Annotated in this window: 19 protein-coding genes; 10 read left to right on the top strand and 9 right to left on the bottom strand. The window is 63.2% G+C overall.

Translation table 11 applies throughout. The annotated features are described in order from the left end of the window. Nucleotides 1-4: 4 nt before the first annotated feature. Both CW360_RS02635 and CW360_RS02630 read right to left on the bottom strand, forming a co-directional pair. Complete coding sequence (locus tag CW360_RS02635; protein ID WP_093986783.1) at nucleotides 5-1,234, bottom strand: ribonucleotide-diphosphate reductase subunit beta; 1,230 nt, start codon at nucleotides 1,232-1,234, stop codon at nucleotides 5-7. Between the two features lie 124 nt (nucleotides 1,235-1,358). Continuing rightward, nucleotides 1,359-4,232 (bottom strand): ribonucleoside-diphosphate reductase subunit alpha, encoded by a 2,874-nt coding sequence (locus CW360_RS02630; RefSeq protein ID WP_101192648.1) that lies wholly within the window; start codon nucleotides 4,230-4,232, stop codon nucleotides 1,359-1,361. 475 nt (nucleotides 4,233-4,707) lie between these two features. Here CW360_RS02630 and CW360_RS02625 point away from each other — a divergent pair, with 475 nt between their 5' ends. Together CW360_RS02625 and CW360_RS02620 are read left to right on the top strand one after the other, a co-directional pair. Further along, nucleotides 4,708-5,433: a winged helix-turn-helix domain-containing protein gene (locus tag CW360_RS02625; protein WP_101192647.1), complete on the top strand. Its 726-nt coding sequence runs from the start codon at nucleotides 4,708-4,710 to the stop codon at nucleotides 5,431-5,433. Beyond that, nucleotides 5,430-7,049, top strand: a complete 1,620-nt coding sequence (locus tag CW360_RS02620; protein WP_101192646.1) for an ATP-binding protein — start codon at nucleotides 5,430-5,432, stop codon at nucleotides 7,047-7,049. Before CW360_RS02625 ends, CW360_RS02620 begins: the two co-directional genes overlap by 4 nt. On the opposite strand, the gene CW360_RS02615 is transcribed toward CW360_RS02620, so the two are convergent. The 6 genes from CW360_RS02615 to CW360_RS02590 all read right to left on the bottom strand — a co-directional run bounded on the left by CW360_RS02615 (nucleotide 7,000) and on the right by CW360_RS02590 (nucleotide 11,319). After that, nucleotides 7,000-7,746, bottom strand: a complete 747-nt coding sequence (locus CW360_RS02615) for a 4'-phosphopantetheinyl transferase family protein (protein ID WP_101192645.1) — start codon at nucleotides 7,744-7,746, stop codon at nucleotides 7,000-7,002. The genes CW360_RS02620 and CW360_RS02615 overlap by 50 nt on opposite strands. A 204-nt stretch (nucleotides 7,747-7,950) precedes the next feature. Then, the gene (locus CW360_RS02610) at nucleotides 7,951-9,258 is read right to left on the bottom strand and encodes a sensor histidine kinase (protein ID WP_093986788.1); all 1,308 of its coding nucleotides are present in this window, start codon (nucleotides 9,256-9,258) and stop codon (nucleotides 7,951-7,953) included. Nucleotides 9,259-9,312: 54 nt separating this feature from the next. Continuing rightward, on the bottom strand, nucleotides 9,313-9,756 hold the full coding sequence (locus CW360_RS02605) for a Spy/CpxP family protein refolding chaperone (protein WP_101192644.1): 444 nt from the start codon (nucleotides 9,754-9,756) through the stop codon (nucleotides 9,313-9,315). Nucleotides 9,757-9,869: 113 nt separating this feature from the next. Next, complete coding sequence (locus tag CW360_RS02600) at nucleotides 9,870-10,547, bottom strand: response regulator transcription factor (protein WP_093986790.1); 678 nt, start codon at nucleotides 10,545-10,547, stop codon at nucleotides 9,870-9,872. Between the two features lie 5 nt (nucleotides 10,548-10,552). Next, nucleotides 10,553-10,972: a translation initiation factor 2 gene (locus CW360_RS02595; protein ID WP_101192643.1), complete on the bottom strand. Its 420-nt coding sequence runs from the start codon at nucleotides 10,970-10,972 to the stop codon at nucleotides 10,553-10,555. Between the two features lie 38 nt (nucleotides 10,973-11,010). Continuing rightward, nucleotides 11,011-11,319: a YciI family protein gene (locus CW360_RS02590; protein ID WP_093986792.1), complete on the bottom strand. Its 309-nt coding sequence runs from the start codon at nucleotides 11,317-11,319 to the stop codon at nucleotides 11,011-11,013. Between the two features lie 144 nt (nucleotides 11,320-11,463). Between CW360_RS02590 and CW360_RS02585 the strand changes: the two genes are divergently transcribed. From CW360_RS02585 to rluB, 5 genes are all read left to right on the top strand, one after another. Next, nucleotides 11,464-12,321, top strand: a complete 858-nt coding sequence (locus tag CW360_RS02585) for a PHP domain-containing protein (protein ID WP_101192788.1) — start codon at nucleotides 11,464-11,466, stop codon at nucleotides 12,319-12,321. A gap of 96 nt (nucleotides 12,322-12,417) precedes the next feature. Beyond that, nucleotides 12,418-13,047, top strand: a complete 630-nt coding sequence (locus CW360_RS02580; protein ID WP_101192642.1) for an L-threonylcarbamoyladenylate synthase — start codon at nucleotides 12,418-12,420, stop codon at nucleotides 13,045-13,047. Nucleotides 13,048-13,127: 80 nt separating this feature from the next. Beyond that, the gene (locus CW360_RS02575) at nucleotides 13,128-13,826 is read left to right on the top strand and encodes a segregation and condensation protein A (protein ID WP_165765329.1); all 699 of its coding nucleotides are present in this window, start codon (nucleotides 13,128-13,130) and stop codon (nucleotides 13,824-13,826) included. A gap of 24 nt (nucleotides 13,827-13,850) precedes the next feature. Beyond that, entirely contained in the window at nucleotides 13,851-14,606 is a 756-nt protein-coding gene (scpB, locus tag CW360_RS02570) for an SMC-Scp complex subunit ScpB (RefSeq protein ID WP_101192641.1), read from the top strand. Nucleotides 14,607-14,722: 116 nt separating this feature from the next. Then, nucleotides 14,723-15,808, top strand: coding sequence for a 23S rRNA pseudouridine(2605) synthase RluB (rluB, locus tag CW360_RS02565; protein WP_101192640.1), 1,086 nt, complete (start codon nucleotides 14,723-14,725; stop codon nucleotides 15,806-15,808). Between the two features lie 36 nt (nucleotides 15,809-15,844). Here the strand turns inward: rluB and CW360_RS02560 are convergent, their stop codons facing one another. Beyond that, nucleotides 15,845-16,054 (bottom strand): DUF6316 family protein, encoded by a 210-nt coding sequence (locus CW360_RS02560; protein WP_093986796.1) that lies wholly within the window; start codon nucleotides 16,052-16,054, stop codon nucleotides 15,845-15,847. 211 nt (nucleotides 16,055-16,265) lie between these two features. Here CW360_RS02560 and CW360_RS02555 point away from each other — a divergent pair, with 211 nt between their 5' ends. Genes CW360_RS02555 through CW360_RS02545 form a run of 3 tightly spaced genes read left to right on the top strand, consistent with a single transcriptional unit; the run spans nucleotide 16,266 to nucleotide 18,105 of the window. After that, nucleotides 16,266-17,234: a DMT family transporter gene (locus CW360_RS02555; RefSeq protein ID WP_101192639.1), complete on the top strand. Its 969-nt coding sequence runs from the start codon at nucleotides 16,266-16,268 to the stop codon at nucleotides 17,232-17,234. A 56-nt stretch (nucleotides 17,235-17,290) separates the two neighbouring features. After that, nucleotides 17,291-17,794, top strand: a complete 504-nt coding sequence (locus tag CW360_RS02550) for a DUF2059 domain-containing protein (RefSeq protein ID WP_101192787.1) — start codon at nucleotides 17,291-17,293, stop codon at nucleotides 17,792-17,794. Between the two features lie 2 nt (nucleotides 17,795-17,796). Next, nucleotides 17,797-18,105, top strand: coding sequence for a BolA family protein (locus CW360_RS02545; protein ID WP_093986929.1), 309 nt, complete (start codon nucleotides 17,797-17,799; stop codon nucleotides 18,103-18,105). The last annotated feature ends 12 nt before the right edge of the window (nucleotides 18,106-18,117 follow it).

Here is an 18,117-nt window from a genome sequence, read left to right as displayed (position 1 = left end):
CTGATCAGTCCCAGCTCAGCGCGCCCCCGGTCTGATACTCGATCACGCGGGTTTCGAAGAAGTTCTTCTCTTTCTTTAGATCCATGATCTCGCTCATCCACGGGAAGGGATTGGTGGTGCCTGGGTACTCTTCCTTCAGGCCGATCTGGGTCAGGCGGCGATTGGCGATGAATTTGAGGTAGTCCTCCATCATCGCGGCGTTCATGCCCAGCACGCCGCGCGGCATGGTGTCGCGTGCGTATTCGATTTCCAGCTGGGTGCCCTGCAGGATCATCTGCGTCGCTTCGTCCTTCATGGCGGCATCCCACAGGTGCGGGTTCTCGATCTTGATCTGGTTGATCATGTCGATGCCGAAATTCAGGTGCATGGACTCATCACGCAGGATGTACTGGAACTGTTCGGCGGTGCCGGTCATCTTGTTGCGGCGGCCCATCGAGAGGATCTGGGTGAAGCCGCAGTAGAAGAAGATGCCTTCTAGTACGCAGTAGTAGGCGATCAGGTTCTTGAGGAACTGTCGATCGGTTTCCGGGGTGCCCGTCTGGAAGGTGGGGTCGGAGATCGAGCGGGTGTACTTGAGGCCCCAGCTGGCCTTTTTCGCGACGCTGGGGATCTCGTGGTACATGTTGAAGATCTCGCCCTCGTCCATGCCCAGTGACTCGATGCAGTACTGGTAGGCGTGGGTGTGGATCGCTTCCTCGAAGGCCTGGCGGAGGATGTACTGGCGGCATTCGGGGTTGGTGATCAGGCGGTAGACGGCCAGCACCAGGTTGTTGGCCACCAGGCTGTCGGCGGTGGAGAAGAAGCCAAGGTTACGTTTGACGATGCGCCGCTCATCTTCGGAGAGGCCGTCGGCACTTTTCCACAGGGCGATGTCGGCGGTCATATTGACCTCCTGCGGCATCCAGTGGTTAGCGCAACCGTCCAGGTATTTTTGCCAGGCCCAGTCATATTTGAAGGGCACCAGCTGGTTGAGGTCGGCGCGACAGTTAATCATGCGTTTTTCGTCGACGCGTACGCGCGCACCGGCGCCTTCCAGGTCATCCAGGCCTTCCTGGATATCCAGTTCATTGAGCGCAGCTTTGGCGCGAGCCACGGCGGCTGAGTCATCGGCACTGACGGCACGGGCCTGGCTGACGCTGGCATCGCTGTGGCTGTCTGGCGTATTGACCGGCAGGGCGGCTTGCAAGGGGGCGGCCTGGTCTTCGGGTTTGGTGAATTCGTCCCAGCTCAGCATGTGAGTAGCTCCTTGTGGGGACCGGCGGGCCGGTCGGCTGTTGGTTGCTGTTGCGTGGCTGCACAACAGCGCAATGTGTTGGGGCCTGCGTTATCTCCGCGGACAACGCAGGCTGCCGCTTGCCTCACTGGCAGGCTTCGCAGTCCGGGTTGTCAATGCTGCAGGCCTTGGGCACCGGTGCCGGCCCGGCGGCCTGTAGCGATGCTTCGCCACCGCTGGATACGGCATTGAGCGCGCCGGTGGTAATGGTCGACTTCTCGGTACTGGTCGCCGCCAGGGCGCGGAGGTAGTAGGTGGTCTTCAGGCCCCGGTACCAGGCCATGCGATAGGTGACGTCTAGCTTCTTGCCTGATGCACCGGCGATATACAGGTTCAGCGACTGTGCCTGGTCTAGCCACTTCTGGCGGCGGCTGGCGGCGTCGACTATCCAGCGCGGTTCGACTTCGAAGGCGGTGGCGTAGCGTTCCTTGAGATCCTGAGGAATGCGCTCGATCTGCTGCAGGGAGCCGTCGTAGTACTTGAGGTCGTTGACCATGACCGCATCCCAGAGGCCGCGTGCCTTGAGATCACGTACCAGGTAGGGGTTGATCACGGTGAACTCGCCAGAGAGGTTCGACTTCACATAGAGGTTCTGATAGGTCGGCTCGATCGACTGCGAGACGCCGACGATGTTGGAGATGGTCGCGGTCGGCGCGATGGCCATGATGTTGGAGTTGCGGATGCCTTTTTTCACGCGCTCGCGCAACGGTGCCCAGTCCAGCGACTCGGAGAGGTCGACCTCGATGTATTTCTGGCCGCGTTGCTCGATGAGGATCTGCTGCGAGTCCAGCGGCAGGATGCCCTGGCTCCACAAGGAGCCCTCGAAGGTTGCATAGCTGCCGCGCTCCTCGGCCAGCTCGCAGGAGGCCTGGATGGCGAAGTAGCTGATGGCTTCCATCGAGCGGTCGGCGAACTCCACGGCAGCCTGCGAGCCGTAGGCCAGTTGCTGCAGGTACAGGGCATCCTGGAAGCCCATCAGGCCGAGGCCGACCGGACGGTGCTTGAGGTTGGAGTTGCGTGCCTGGGGTACCGAGTAGTAGTTGATGTCGATGACGTTATCCAGCATGCGCACGGCCGTGCTGACGGTGCGGCGCAGTTTCTCCAGGTCTAGCTTGCCGTCGACGATGTGCTGCGGCAGGTTCACCGAGCCCAGGTTGCACACGGCAATCTCGTCGGGCGAGGTGTTCAGGGTGATCTCGGTGCACAGGTTGGAGCTGTGCACCACGCCGACGTGCTGTTGCGGGCTGCGCAGGTTGCACGGGTCCTTGAAGGTGATCCACGGGTGGCCTGTCTCGAACAGCATCGAGAGCATCTTGCGCCACAGGTCCTTGGCGGCGATGGTCTTGTGCAGCTTGAGCTTGCCGTAGCCGGCCATGGCTTCGTAGTACTCGTAGCGCTCTTCGAAGGCCTTGCCGGTCAGGTCGTGCAAATCGGGCACATCGGAGGGGCTGAACAGGGTCCAGGGGCCGTCGTCGAACACGCGCTTCATGAACAGGTCGGGAATCCAGTTGGCGGTGTTCATGTCGTGGGTACGACGACGGTCGTCACCGGTGTTCTTGCGCAGTTCGAGGAATTCTTCGATATCCAGGTGCCAGGTCTCCAGGTAGGCGCAGACCGCGCCCTTGCGCTTGCCGCCCTGGTTGACCGCCACCGCGGTGTCGTTGACCACCTTGAGGAAGGGCACCACGCCCTGGCTCTTGCCGTTGGTGCCCTTGATGTAGGCGCCCAGGGCGCGCACCGGGGTCCAGTCGTTGCCTAGGCCGCCGGCGAATTTGCTCAGCAGGGCGTTGTCGCGCAGGGCGCTGTAGATGCCGCCCAGGTCGTCCGGCACGGTGGTCAGGTAGCAGCTGGAGAGCTGCGGACGCAGGGTGCCGGCGTTGAACAGGGTCGGCGTGGAGGCCATGTAGTCGAACGAGGAGAGCAGGTTGTAGAACTCGATGGCGCGCTCTTCCTTCTGCGGCTCCTCGATAGCCAGGCCCATGGCGACGCGCATGAAGAAGATCTGCGGCAGCTCGAAGCGCACGTCATCCTTGTGCAGGAAGTAGCGATCGTAAAGGGTCTGCAGGCCGAGGTAGGCGAACTGCTGATCACGCTGGTGGTCGAGTGCCTTGGCCAGTCGCTGCAGGTCGAAGCTGGCCAGGCGAGGATCAAGCAGTTCCAGCTCCACCCCCTTGACGATATAGGCTGGCAGGGCTTCTGCGTAGCGGCTGGCCATTTCGTGATGGGTGGCGCTGCCGGCAATGCCGAGGAAGCTCAGTGCTTCGCCGCGCAGGGTATCGAGCAGCAGACGTGCTGTGACATAGCTGTAGTTGGGCTCACGCTCGACCAGGGTTCGCGCGGTCATGACCAGGGCGGTATTGACGTCTTTTTCGGCGACACCGTCGTAGAGGTTCTTCAGGCTCTCACGCTCAATCAGCCCGGCATCCACTTCGCTGAGGCCTTCGCAGGCTTCGCTGATGATGGTGCGCAGGCGGCCCAGATCCAGGGGGCTCTGGCTGCCATCGGGATGGCTGACCCGAATGCTTGGGTGTGCCTGGCTGATGTTGGCCTGGCGGCTCTTGCGGGCCTGTGCATGGGCTTCACGGTACAGAACGTAGTCGCGGGCAACCTTGTGCTCGCCGGCGCGCATCAGGGCCAGTTCCACCTGGTCCTGGATATCTTCGATATGCAGGGTGCCACCGGAGGGCAGGCGACGCCGGAAGGTGGCGGTGACCTGTGCGGTCAGGCGTGCCACGGTGTCGTGGATACGCGAGGAGGCGGCGGCAGTACCGCCTTCCACGGCGAGGAATGCCTTGCTGATGGCCACGCTGATCTTGTCGTCGGTGTATGGCACCACGCTGCCATTGCGCTTGATCACGCGCAGTTGGCCGGGGGCATTGACGCGCAGCTCGTCGCTGGCGGGCAGGTCGGCAAAGGGGGCCGTGGCGCTGCCGGAAGGCTGCTGGTTGTCAGTGTGCATGGGGTTCTCCATGGGCAAGGTAAGAGCAGTGGGCAAAGGGCCGCTTGCCGACGCAGGACATGCCTGGTGCGGTGAACAGGACGAAAGGGGGAGGCGTTGCCTGAGCCTTCCGTGGCCTGCGCATGGCCCGGCAAGCCATGCGGTGCATGTCTGCAAGGTGCCTGACAGGTGCGGATGCGTGCACTGTCGTCAAGCGACTTGCTGAGTGCTGAACACAATATCTAGTGAGTTTTGCTTTGCGAGGCACAAGATAGTGTTGGCACGGCAATGATGCAAGTCATGAACTGATAAAAATATCTGTGGATAAGGTGTGGATTTGTTGTGCGTGGCGTGGGGATGGATGGCGCGAGCGCAGGGCTGCTGCGGCTTGTGGCAAGGGCCGCAAGGATGGCGAAAAAACTCCTGTGCAGGAGCCGCACCTGTCGTTGTGTGGCGTTGTTACAATGCCGCATCCCGCTCCTAGAGGAAGCAAGGCATGACCCATGCAGTACAGGCCGGTCGTATCCTGATTGTCGAGGATGACCTGCGCCTCGCCGAGTTGACCCGCGATTACCTGCAGGGCAATGGCCTGGACGTGGCCATCGAGGGCGATGGCGCGCGCGCGGTGCAGCGCATTCTTGCGGAGCAGCCTGATCTGGTGGTGCTGGATCTCATGCTGCCTGGCGAGGATGGCCTGAGCATCTGCCGCAAGCTGCGCCCGGCCTATACGGGGGCGATTCTCATGCTGACCGCGCGAACCGATGACCTTGACCAGGTGCTGGGCCTGGAGCTGGGCGCCGATGACTATGTGTGCAAGCCGGTACGCCCGCGCGTGCTGCTGGCGCGCATTCGTGCCCTGTTGCGGCGTAGCGAGCAGCAGGGTTCCAGTCTCGACGTGTCTGGCGAGCCGCAGCGCCGCCTGCAGTTCGGTGCGCTGCAGATCGACCAGGGCATGCGGGAGGCTTGGCTGGCCGGGCAGAGTATCGAGCTGACCAGTGCCGAGTTCGATCTGCTCTGGCTGCTGGCGGCCAATGCCGGGCGCATCCTGTCGCGCGAGGAAATCTTCAACGCCCTGCGCGGTATCGAGTACGACGGCCAGGATCGCTCCATCGATGTGCGTATCTCGCGCATCCGTCCGAAGATCGGCGATGACCCCATGCACCCGCGACTGATCAAGACCGTGCGCAGCAAAGGCTATCTGTTCGTGGCCGAGGCGCAATGAACTCGATCTTCCTGCGTGTTTACGGGGGGCTGCTGGCGGTACTGGTGTTGGTTGCGCTGCTGGGCTTTGCCACCTTGCAGCTGGTCAACCAGGTGCGCGTCGACAATTACCGGGAAAACCTCGCCAACGGCACCTTTCGCCTGATGGCCGACAACCTGCGTGAGCTGACCCCGGTGGAGCGGCGGCGTGCCCTGGCGCTTTGGTCGCGTCTGTTGGGTGTGCCCCTGCAATTGGAACGTATTGATCGGCTGACCCTCGATAACAGCCAGCGTAAGCAGCTGCAGAGAGGGCGCGTGCTGGTGGAGCCCACCGGCGCGCATGGTGTGTTGATCCACAGCCTGTTGCCGACTGATGAGCGCCTGGTGCTGAGTGCCGATGTGCAGCAGATCAGCGAACAGCTGGCACGGGCCACCCTGTATCTGCTGATCGATGAATTGCGCCGGCATCCTGCCGAGGAGCAGCCGCAACGCCTGCGCCAGTTGCATGATGACAAGGGCTTTGGCTACGAGCTGCGCCTGGTCGAGTTGGCCGACCTGGATGTAGATGATGATCAGCGCCGGCGCATCGATGAAGGTGACACGGTGATGACCCTCAACAAGGGCGCCGATGGCATGCGCGTGCTGGCGGGTATCGTCGAGACGCCCTGGGTATTGGAAGCCGGGCCGATCTATCAGATGAATCCCTATCCCACCCATCTGTTGTTGCTGATTGGTGCGATTGGCCTGACCCTGATCGGGGTGATCACCTACCTGCTGGTGCGCCAGCTGGAGCGTCGTCTGCAGGGACTGGCGGCGGCAGCCGCGCAGATTGCCAGTGGCCGCCTGGAGGCGCGGGTTGCTGCGGATGACAGCGATGCGGTGGGTCGCCTGGCCGGTGCCTTCAACGGCATGGCCGAGCAGCTACAGCGCCTGCTGTCCATCCAGCGCGAGCTGGTGCGTGCGGTTTCCCATGAGCTACGTACGCCTGTAGCGCGCTTGCGTTTCGGCCTGGAGATGATTGCCGACGCCAGCAATGATCAACAGCGACGCAGCTATCTGGATGGCATGGACGGTGATATTCAGGAGCTGGACAAGCTGGTTGACGAGATGCTGGTCTATGCGCGCCTGGAGCAGGGTACCCCGGCGTTGCATTTCAGTCGTTTGAACCTGCGCGAGCTGATCGAACAGGTGCTTGATGAGTTGGCACCACTGCGTGCCAGTGTCCACTTGCAGGTCGGCACCTGTGGCGACGATCCAGAGCAGGGTGCCTGGGTCGAGGCGGAGCCGCGTTATCTGCGCCGCGCCCTGCAGAATCTGGTCAGCAATGCCATGCGCCATGCGGAAACCTGCGTGCAGGTGAGCTATCAGATTGGCCCACGGCGCTGCCGTATCGATGTGGAGGATGACGGTCCGGGTGTGCCGGAAAGCGACTGGCAGCGCCTGTTCACCCCGTTCATTCGCCTGGATGACAGCCGCACGCGGGCCTCCGGTGGCCACGGCCTGGGCCTGTCGATTGTCCGGCGAATCATCTACTGGCACGCTGGGCGCGCCCTGGTGGGCGCCAGCCAGGGGTTGGGCGGAGCGCGTTTCAGCCTGATCTGGCCACGTTGCCAGGCGTCTGAACAGGCGCCGGACTGACCACCAGGGTGACCAGGCTGTCCTCCAGCGTCCAGTAATAACCTTGCAGCTCCCGCCCGTGCAGCCAGTCGTCGTGCAGGTCGCGCAGCAGGCGCAGGCGCAATTGACCATCAGCTGCCGCCACGAGCTCGGCGTCCTGAAAGAAGAACGACACGCCGCACAGCGGGTGCAGGGCCTTGTACAGACTTTCCTTGGCGGAAAAACTCAATGTGACCTGCCTGGCGCGGTGTTCGGGGTGTGCGGGCAGACGGCTGATTTCCGCCGGGGTAAGCAGTTGGCGCAGCAGGCGCTCGCTGCGCTGTGTCGATAGGCAGCGCTCCACATCAAGACCAATGGCTTGCCAGTGTGTTTGCCGGGCCGCCACGGCCAGTGCCCAGCCCTGGCCATGGCTGATGCTGGCAATCCTGCCGGTTGGCCAGGCGGGAGCGCCGCTGGCCTGTTGCGGGGCATCCCAGCCCGGGCAGCCCAGTGCGGCGAGTGCCGCGCGTGCGCAACAGCGTCCCGCCAGGTATTCCGCCTGGCGCTTGCTGGACGCCTGCGCCAGGCGCGTGGGTAGGTGGATTGCGCAGTCGGCGAAGTCCTGCAGTGGCAGGACCGGCGGATAGCGGCAGGCCTGCAGCGCCAGGCTGCCCAGTTCGGTCGGCAGGTGCCAGGGCAGAGGGCAGGGCAGGCAATGGGAAGGATAGGGCAGAGACATCGGTGGATTGTCACCTGTCGAGCGCGTATCGGCCAGTGCGTGGCTACTTACATTTCTTTGCAATCGGTCAACAAAGCGCAACGGACATACCCGGGTGGGTTTGCCATGCTGGATGGGCGTTTTTAGCAAACGCAGGTGAGGTTGAAGCGGCTGCGGCCGCTTTGCATTGCGGGAATCCAACGATGGATTCCCGTTTTTTTTGGCCTATTCGAGGGGCAGCAGCAGGCTGGCCAGCAATCCGCCTTGTGCATGGTTGCTCAGCACCAGGCTGCCGCCTAGGCGTTCCGCTGCTCGCCGGGCGATGGCCAGGCCCAGTCCGTGGCCCGTACTGCTTTGTCCAGGGGCGCGGAAGAACGGCTCGCCGAGACGTGCCAGGTGCTCTGCGGCCACTCCGGGACCATGGTCGCGGATATCCAGGCGACAGCAGTTGCCCTGGCGCAGCAGGTGGATTTCCACCGGCTGCTGGGGTGGGTTGAAGCGCAGTGCATTGCGCAGCAGGTTGTCGATGGCTCGTTCGAGCATGTCCGGCCAACCCTGTACCTGCAGTGCCTGCAAATGCAGCTCAAGGTGTTGCTCGGGCCACTGCAGGCGGGCGTCATCGGCCAGCTTGTGTAGCAGGGCCGGCAGGTCGACGGCCTGCTTGCCGCCAGGCTCGGCATCCAGGCGGGCCAGGGTAAGAATCTCGCTGATCAGTGCTTCCAGGCGATTGCACTCCTGGTCGAGGCGCGGCCACAACGCGCGGCGCTGTGCTTCGTCGGCTCGCTCGGCAAGGGCCAGGGCAATCTTCAGGCGGGCCAGGGGTGAGCGCAGCTCATGGGATACATCGCGCAGCAGTTGGCGCTGGCTGGCGATCAGGCCCTGCAGGCGCTGGCCCATCTGGTTGAAGTCCTCGGCGAGCAAGCCGAACTCGTCACGCCGGGTCGCCAGCCGGGCCAGGCTTTGTTGCTGATAGGCGGTGCGCCCGAGGTCATGCACGGCGCCCCGCAAGCTCTGCAGCGGGCGGGTGATGGACAGGGTCAGGCGCAGGCTAAGCAGCGTCAGGACCAACAACGCCGCCAACAGCGCACCCAGCGGCAGGAGCAGGCTGCCGCGTTGCCACTCATGCAGGCTGGAATGGGGAATCCGATAGATGAACAGGTAAGCGCTGCCAGTAGGGCTTTCGTATTGTTCGGTGAGGCGCCGCCAGGGGAGACGGTGTGGCTTGGCACGTGCCTCGAAGGCGGCCGCGCGGGAAAACAGCGTGCCTTCGCTGAGCGGCTGGCCCTCTTCGTTGAGTACCTGGACGTCCAGTTGCTGGTGACGTTTGCGTTGTTCCAGCAGGCGCCTGGCCGCTGGGAAGTCACCCGCTTCGTAATAGGCTACCCAGCGCTCCGGGAGCTGTTTGAGTGCCGGATGGGTGGCGAGGATCAGGGCATCCTGATTCAGGGCGCGGCCGAGCAGCACGGAAAAGCCGGCAACCAGAACGATTGCCAGCCAGAAACTGGCGAAAATGCGCCAGAACATGCTGCCCATGGATTACCTCGCGGAATACATGCTGCGCCCGGCGGGTGCCGGGCGCAGTCAGGGTTACTCAGCCTGGTTCTTTTGCGCTTTCCAGGCTTCGAACTCGGCACGCTCGGCGCGACGGGCTTCCATGGCCTTGAGGTGCTCGTCGAACTGGGCCTGCTGCTCAGGCTTGAGCAGGTCGCGGATGGCCTTGTGGTGCGCATCGCGCTTGGCCTGGAGTTCATCCTGCATGGCCTGCTTGTCGGCGGCCGGCAGTTTGTCGAGGTAGCGCTGGTGGATTTGCGCGGCACTGCCCATCTGTTCGCGCATCAGATGGTTGATCTGCTGGCGCTGCTCCTTGCTCAGGTCGAGCGCCTTGAACAGGCTGTGCGGGCCGGTGTGTTTCATGCCTTTGTGCATGCCCATTTCACACTGGCCGGCGCGCCCCGGTTCGCCCATCGGCATGGCCTGTACGGCCAGCGGCAGGCTCAGGGCGAAAAGCGCGGCAATCATGGATTTTTTCATCGGGATATCTCCTTGAGTGGGCCGGCTGCTTGGCTGTGCCGGATGCCTGCAGTGTACGGCTGGCCGTATGTGGTGGCGGTCAGGGCAAGGTAAAAGCTGTGTAAAGGACGGGCTCAGGGGGCGTAGTAGTAGCCGCGCCCACGCAGGCCGATGATGCGTGGCTGGCCGTTGGCATGCTGGCCCAGTTTGCGACGCAGGTTGCTGACGTGCATGTCCAGGCTGCGGTCGTAAAGGGTCAGCGGGCGACCCAGGGCGGCCTGGGCGAGGGTTTGCTTGTCCACCGGTTCGCCGGGCTGGCGCAGCAGGGTTTCCAGGATACGCCCCTCGGAGAGCGTCAGCGGGATCTCCTCGCCGCGGATGCACGCCACGCCGCGTCCTGGGCTGTAGTCCAGATCATTCAGGCTGATCTGGCTGGGGCTGGCCGGCGCACCGCTACGCCGCAACACTGCACGCAGGCGGGCAGTCAGCTCGCGGGGGTCGCAAGGCTTGGCCAGGTAGTCGTCGGCCCCCAGTTCCAGGCCGAGAATGCGGTCGAGTGGCTCGCCGCGTGCCGAGAGCATCAGCACGGGTAGCTCAGGGTAGTGGCTGCGCAGTTGCTTGAGCAGCTCCAGACCACTGCCGTCAGGCAGCATGACATCGAGGATTACCGCTTCCGGGCTGTGCAGGGCGAGGTTTTCGCGGGCCTGCTGGCCATCATGGCAAGCGCGCACCTGGAAACCTTCCTGAGTGAGCCAGTGGCTGAGCAGTTCACAAAGCTCGATGTCGTCATCGATCAGCAATACGTCATGCATGACAGTCAGTTCAGCCAGTGTTTGCTGCGTGAACGACTCAGCAGCAGGCGATTGAGCAACAAGGTCAGCAGTACCAGCGCGGCGCCCAGGGCAAACCAGCGTTGCTGCTCGTTGAGTAGTGCGGCGGGTTGTTGGCTTTGCAGGGTTTGCAGCTTGAGCTTGAGACGTTGGTTGTCCTGGCGCAGGCGTTGCAGTTGTACCTGTGCAGCATCCAGCTCATTGCGGGCTAGCTGCAGGGCTTTTTGCAGTTCGTCATGCTCGGCCTGGCCCACTTGCAGTTGCTGGCGAACGGCGACCAGCTGCTCTTGCAGCTGCGATTCAGCCAGGCTGCTCTGAGGCGCAGTCGCGGCTAGGCTGAATGGCTCAGCCTGTAGCACAGGGGCGATCAACGACAGGCACAACAGCAGAGAACGAACTGGCGACATGGCAGCTCCGGGTGACTGGATAGTTGGCAGGCCTGGGCTTAGCCCTGGCTGGGGAAGACCTGTTTAAAAGGTTTTACCTGAACGGCGGCGTACACCCCGGCAGCCTGGTAGGGGTCGGCAGCTGCCCAGGCCTGGGCCTGCTCCAGCGAATCGAATTCGGCCACCACCAGGCTGCCGGTGAAACCGGCCTGGCCAGGGTCGTTGCTGTCGATGGCCGGGTGCGGCCCGGCGAGTACCAGCCGCCCCTGATCCTGCAGTGCCTGCAGGCGCTGCAGGTGGGCTGGGCGGGCTTCCAGGCGTTTGGCGAGGCTGGCAGGGTGGTCGGTGGCAATGATCGCGTACAACATGAGAGGGTCCTGAATAAAGGGGCTGGGGCGATAGTAAAAGCCAGGAACAGGCAATTGGCGCAGCCAGCGACTATTTGTCACGGCATAATAGTTGAAAGCGCCGTGCAAACGGCAATAGCCCGCAAGCCCGGAAATACCATGCCAATCGACATCGACCTGCACTGCCACAGTACCGCATCCGATGGTGTCCTGAGCCCGACTGCGTTGGTTCAGCATGCTCACGCACGGGGTGTGCGGGTGTTGGCGCTGACCGATCACGACACCCTGGAAGGGCTGCTTGAGGCCCGTCAGGCCGCCGCAGCGCTGGGCATGCAGCTGGTCAATGGGGTCGAGCTGTCCTGTACCTGGGGCGGGGCGACCATTCATGTGCTGGGCTACGACTTTGCCGAAGCGGCGCCTGCTCTGCAGCAGGCCCTTGGCGATGTGCATCGCGGGCGCTGGGCGCGGGCCGAGGAGATCGGCGAGCGCCTGGCGCAGAAGGGCATGCCGGGTGCCTTTGCCGGTGCGCGCGCGTTGCAGCAGGCGCTGGGGGATAGCGACAATGCTCCGGCACGCCCGCATTTTGCCGATTTTCTGGTACAGGCCGGGTATGTGCGTGACCGGGCCGAGGCGTTTCGCAAGTGGTTGGGGGCTGGCAAACTGGGGGACGTTAAACAGCACTGGCCCAGTCTGCAACAGGCGGTTGCCTGTCTGCGCGCCGCCGGCGCCTGGGTGAGCCTGGCGCATCCAATGCACTACGAGATGACCCGCAGCAAGCGACGGCGTCTGGTCAGCGAGTTCATCGCTGCCGGCGGCCAGGGCCTGGAAGTCAGCAATGGCCTGCAGCCTGCTGAGCAGGTGGGTAGCCTGGCCATCCTGGCCCGTGAGTTCGGTTTGCTGGCCAGTGCCGGGAGCGACTTCCACGCGCAAACAGCCTGGTCAGAGCCCGGCTGGTATCGCCCGTTGCCGGATGATTTGCCGCTGCTCAGCGATCGCTTCGCCTCGTTGCGGCAGGTCGCCTGAACCCCACAAGGCGCTGGGTCTGCCAGTGGCGGGCTGTGTACACTGTCAGGCATGGTGGTGCCTGCGGCGCCATGCGCCGGCACAAGGAGCAATACGGTGAGTCAGTTTTTCCAGATCCATGCGGAAAACCCCCAGCCACGCCTGGTCAAGCAGGCAGTGGAAATCATTCGTCAGGGCGGTGTGGTGATCTACCCGACCGACTCCTCCTACGCGCTGGGTTGCCAGATGGGCGACAAGGCCGCGTTGGAACGCATTCGCCGGCTACGCCAGCTGGATGACAAGCACAACTTCACCCTGGTATGCAGCGACCTTTCCCAGTTGGGGCTGTTTGCCAAAGTCGATACGGCGGCTTTCCGCCTGCTCAAGGCGCACACTCCCGGCCCCTATACCTTCATCCTGGCCGCCACGCGTGAAGTGCCGCGCATGTTGCTGCATGCCAAGCGGCGCACCATTGGCCTGCGCGTACCGGCCCATCCGATTGCGCTGGCGTTGGCCGAGGAGCTGGGCGAGCCGCTGATGAGCGTGAGCCTGGTGATGCCGGGAGACAGCTTGCCGCTGTCCGATCCTTACGAAATGCGTGACCGCCTGGAAAAGCAGGTTGACCTGATCATCGACGGTGGCTACGGCGGCCTGGAGGCGTCCACGGTGATCAACCTGGCGGATGGCCAGCCCGAAGTGCTGCGTGTGGGCTGTGGTGACCCGTCGCCCTTTGAGGAACTGCCGTGAGCGCACCGGAGCAGCTGGCCCTGGTGTACGGTCAGGCGGTGACCGAGTTACCGCAGGATCTGTATATCCCGCCGGATGCCCTGGAGGTGTTTCTCGAGGCTTTCGAGGGGCCGCTGGATCTTTTGCTGTACCTGATCCGCAAACAGAACATCGACATTCTCGATATCCCGGTGGCCGAGATCACCCATCAGTACATGAGCTATGTCGAGCTGATGAAAAGCGTACGCCTGGAGCTGGCCGCCGAATATCTGCTGATGGCGGCCATGCTGGCGGAGATCAAGTCGCGTATGTTGCTGCCACGCTCTGCCGAGGTCGAGGATGAGGAAGACGACCCGCGGGCCGAGCTGATCCGCCGCTTGCAGGAGTACGAACGCTTCAAGGCCGCTGCCGAAGGGCTTGATGAGCTACCGCGGGTGGGCCGCGAACTGCAGGTGCCACGTCTGGACGCGCCAGAGGCGCGCGCCCGCAAGCTGCTGCCGGAGGTGGCGCTGGAAGACGTGCTGCTGGCCATGGCCGAGGTGCTGCGACGTGCCGATATGTTCGAGAGCCACCAGATCACCCGGGAAACCCTGTCTACCCGCGAGCGTATGAGCGAGGTGCTGGAACGCTTGCGTGGCGGCGCCTTCCTGCCCTTTGTTGCCCTGTTCAGCCCGGAAGAAGGGCGCCTGGGTGTGGTGGTGACCTTCATGGCCGTGCTGGAACTAGTCAAGGAAGCCTTGCTTGAACTGGTGCAGAATGAACCTTTTGCGCCCATCCATGTGCGCGCCCGCAGTCACTGACTTCCTCTACAGGTCCGAGTTTGCATGAACCCCGCCGATCCCAAACACCTGGCGCCCGTTCTCGAAGCCTTGTTGCTGGCCAGTGGCAAGCCGCTGTCGCTGGAGCGGCTGGCTGAACTCTTCGAGGAGCACGAGCGGCCCACCCCGGCCCAACTCAAGAAGGCGCTGGCCCTGCTGGATAAACGCTGTGCGGAGAGCGCCATGCAGCTGCGTGAAGTGGCCAGCGGCTATCGACTGCAGGTGCGTGCAGAGTATGCCAACTGGGTAGGCCGGCTCTGGGAAGAGCGCCCACAGCGGTATTCGCGGGCACTGCTGGAGACCCTCGCGCTGATTGCCTATCGGCAACCGATCACGCGTGGCGAGATCGAGGATGTGCGCGGCGTGGCAGTCAATAGTCAGATCATCAAGACCCTGCTGGAACGTGAATGGGTGCGTGTCGTCGGACATCGTGACGTGCCCGGCCGACCGGCCATGTTCGCCACCACGCGGGCTTTTCTGGATCACTTCAACCTGAAGAACCTTGATGAGTTGCCACCCCTGGCCGTGCTGCGTGACCTTGTCGGTGAGCCAGCAGTGCAAGACGAGGATGAGGTGCCGGCAGCCTTGCAGGCCCTGGCCGATGCCAGCCTGGATGAGGAAGCGACGCAGCCCGCTGCGGCCCCTGCCGAGGAAACCAGTTTTCGCAGCCTGCTGGTCGAACTGGATCAGATGGAGCAGGGGCTCAAGACCGACTTCGACGATCTGCGTGACAGCCTTGAGGGGCAGCCTGAGCCTGTCTGAATGCCGTCGGTCCCGGCAACGTGCGTTACGCCGGGCAAGTGCGTATGATGCGCCACCGCGTCGTGCAGCCTGCCGGCGCGGCGGATGACGCTTTGATACACCGGGAGGTGCCCAGCATGAACGAATCCAACGAAACAGCCGTCAGCCCGGCGGGTGAAAAACTGCAAAAGGTCCTGGCCCGCATGGGTCTTGGTTCGCGTCGCGATATCGAGGCCTGGATCAGCGCCGGACGGGTCAAGGTGGATGGCCAGTTGGCCAGCCTGGGCCAGCGGGTCAGCCGCCATAGCGCGATCAGTGTCGATGGTCGTCTGCTCAAGCGCGATGAAGGCAGCGAAGAAAGCCGCCGCGTGCTGATCTATAACAAGCCGGAAGGCGAAGTCTGCACCCGTGACGATCCGGAAGGTCGCCCTACGGTATTCGATCGCCTGCCGCGCCTGCGCCATGGCCGCTGGATCAACATCGGCCGCCTGGACATCAACACCACGGGCCTGTTGCTGTTCACCACCGATGGTGAGCTGGCCAACCGGCTGATGCACCCATCCTACGAGATGGACCGCGAATACGCCGTGCGCGTGCGTGGTGAAGTCGACGAGGAAATGCTCGAACGTCTGAAAACCGGGGTCATGCTCGAAGACGGTCCGGCGCGCTTCAGCGACATCCAGCAGGCACCGGGTGGCGAAGGCTTCAATCGCTGGTTCCATTGCGTGGTCATGGAAGGACGCAACCGTGAGGTACGCCGCCTTTGGGAATCCCAGGGGCTGGTGGTCAGCCGACTCAAACGTGTGCGTTTCGGGCCGGTGTTCCTGACTTCGGAGCTGAGTGTTGGTCGCTGGCGTGAAATGAGTCAGCGTGAAGTGGACGTGCTTAGTGCTGAAGTCGGCCTGACTCCGGTAGCGCTGCCGGAGCTCAAGGAAAAGCAGCGTGAAAAGCTGGTACGCCAGCAGCGCAAGCTGATCAAGCCGGTGGACAAGCGCGCCAAGTCACGTGCCGATTTCGACGACAACAAGCGTCCGGCGCGCAGTCCTGCAGCCTCCAAGCCGCAGGCCGGGCGCCCGGCACGCCAGGAAGCTGACAAACCCACGCGTGTACGTACGCCACGTCCGCCGCTGGATAGCGAGCCGGCAGCTGCTCCGCGTCCGGCCGGTCGTCGTGCTCCGGCTGCCCAGGACGGCCAACGTCCTGGGTTTGGCCGCAAGCGCTAACAGGCCCGGCTCACTGCGCCTGCTCTGAGCGAAGGCTCATTGCAGGCGCAGGTTGGGCATCTGCGCGAACTGCTGCATTTGTCGTATGTAGAAAGCGATGCTGCGTTCGGCATCGACCCGGGTGTAGAAGGGACCTTCGAGGGTGCCTTCGCGGGTAGCGAAAAAATACTCGCCATTCACCGAGCAAAGCCGGTCACTGCGATAGTGGGCGCTGGGCGTGGAGTCTAGTGCGCGCTTGCCGTACATCTGCCAATCCTCCTGACGGGTTTTCGACAGTTTCAGAATAATCCGTCGAATAATCGCCGCACGTACAGCCGACCAAAGGTCAGCCAGTACAGTTGTCTCGGACAACGCGCTGAAACTGTCTCTGTGGTCAGTCTCACGCAACCTCTAGAATGCCGCTTTGCAAGCGTTGATCCAGGTCCTGCCTGCGCTTGCCTGACAAGGCGAATACCTCATGCATACATCCTCCGGTCGCTGGCTCTATGGTCTGTTGCTGTCACTATTGACCGCGCTGCTGTGGGGCATCCTGCCGATCAAGTTGAAAACCGTACTGCAGGTCATGGACCCGGTCACCGTGACCTGGTATCGCCTGCTGGTAGCGGGGTTGTTACTGCTGGCCTGGTTGGCGGCGCGGCGTCAGCTGCCGGCCTTCAGCCGTTTGGGGCGTAACGGTCGCTGGCTGGTGGTATTGGCCATAGCCGGGTTGACCAGCAACTACGTGCTCTATTTGGTTGGCTTGAACATGCTCAGTCCCGGCACTACGCAGCTGGTCATCCAGGTGGCTCCCATCCTGCTGTTGCTGGGCAGTTTGTGGGTATTCAAGGAAAGCTTTAGTCTCCTGCAGGGGCTGGGCTTGCTGGTGTTGTTGCTGGGCTTTGCACTGTTCTTCAACCAGCGTCTGGATGACTTGTTCGGCGGCCTGGGGCAGTACAGCCTGGGTGTGCTCACGGTGCTGCTGGCGGCTTTGCTGTGGGCGTTCTATGGACTGGCCCAGAAGCAGTTGCTGACCCGTTGGAATTCCGTGCAGATCATGATGGTCATCTACCTGGCCTGTGCCGCGCTGCTTACGCCCTGGGCGCATCCCTGGCAGGCGTTGCAGCTCAGCCCGCTGCAGGGCTGGTTGTTGCTGGCTTGCTGCCTGAATACCCTGGTGGCCTATGGCGCTTTTGCCGAAGCACTGGCGCACTGGGAGGCGTCACGGGTCAGCGCCGCGCTGGCGGTGACGCCGTTGGTGACCTTCGCTGCGGTGGCCGCTGCCGCTGCGCTGTGGCCGGAGCGAGTGGCGGCAGAAGATGCCAACCTGTTGGCCTACCTGGGCGCCTTGCTGGTGGTGCTGGGGTCGGCGGCTACCGCACTGGCACCGAGCCTGGTGCGTAGCTATCGCGGGCGACGGCAACGCCGCCAGGCGCTCTCGGCGACTTGAGCCGGGGCGGTGATGGGCGCAGAATGCAGGGCCTTTATCGCCCAGCGGAACGCCTGATGAAACCCTTTGCTACCTGTTTTGTTGCCTTGGGCCTGACCCTTTGCAGCGCCCTGGCGCAGGCCGATGTTGCGCAGCATGCCGCCGATGCCGAACGCTTTCTCAAGCTGGCGCGTGCCGATCGACTGACCCTGCCGGTGTACGCCCAGGTGCAGCAAATGTTCGCCCAGCGCTTTGCAGAGGCTGGCGCGCCGGCTGAGCAGCAGGCACTTCTGGAGCGCTACCAGGCCCAGGCCAATGCCGAGCTGGACCGGGTGATCGGCTGGGAGCAGCTCAAGGGTGACCTGATCGCTGTGTATACCGATACTTTCAGCGAGGAGGAGTTGCGCCAGCTGCTGGCCTTCTACCAATCGCCAGTAGGCCAGAAAGTGCTGCAGAACATGCCGCAACTGACGGCTGAATCGGCGCGCCTGACCCAGCAGCGCCTGGAAGCGGCGGTTCCCAAGGTCAATCAGCTGCTGAGTGAGCTTGGCAGCGAACTGGATAAGCGGAAGAAACCCTGATGATGAACAAGCAAGCCCAGATCGAAGCGCAACTCAGCGCGCAGCTCCAGCCAGAATGGCTACAGGTGCTGGATGAGAGTCACATGCACAGCCGTGGCCGCGAGACCCATTACAAAGTCATCATGGTCAGCCCCCGGTTTGCTGGTTTGAGCAAGGTGCGTCGTCACCAGTTGGTGTACGCGGCGCTCGGTGAGCTGATGGGGCAGATCCATGCCCTGGCGATTCATCCCTACACCGCCGAGGAATGGCAGGCCGAAGGCCAACAGGCGCCTTTGTCGCCCAAATGCAGCGGTGGCAGTAAGCACGCCTGACGGGACCCTGCA

This window comes from Pseudomonas fluvialis, assembly GCF_002835605.1.
GTDB lineage: Bacteria > Pseudomonadota > Gammaproteobacteria > Pseudomonadales > Pseudomonadaceae > Aquipseudomonas > Aquipseudomonas fluvialis.
The sequence above is the reverse complement of the archived record's forward strand: the minus strand, read 5'-3'. Positions and strand labels throughout refer to the sequence as shown.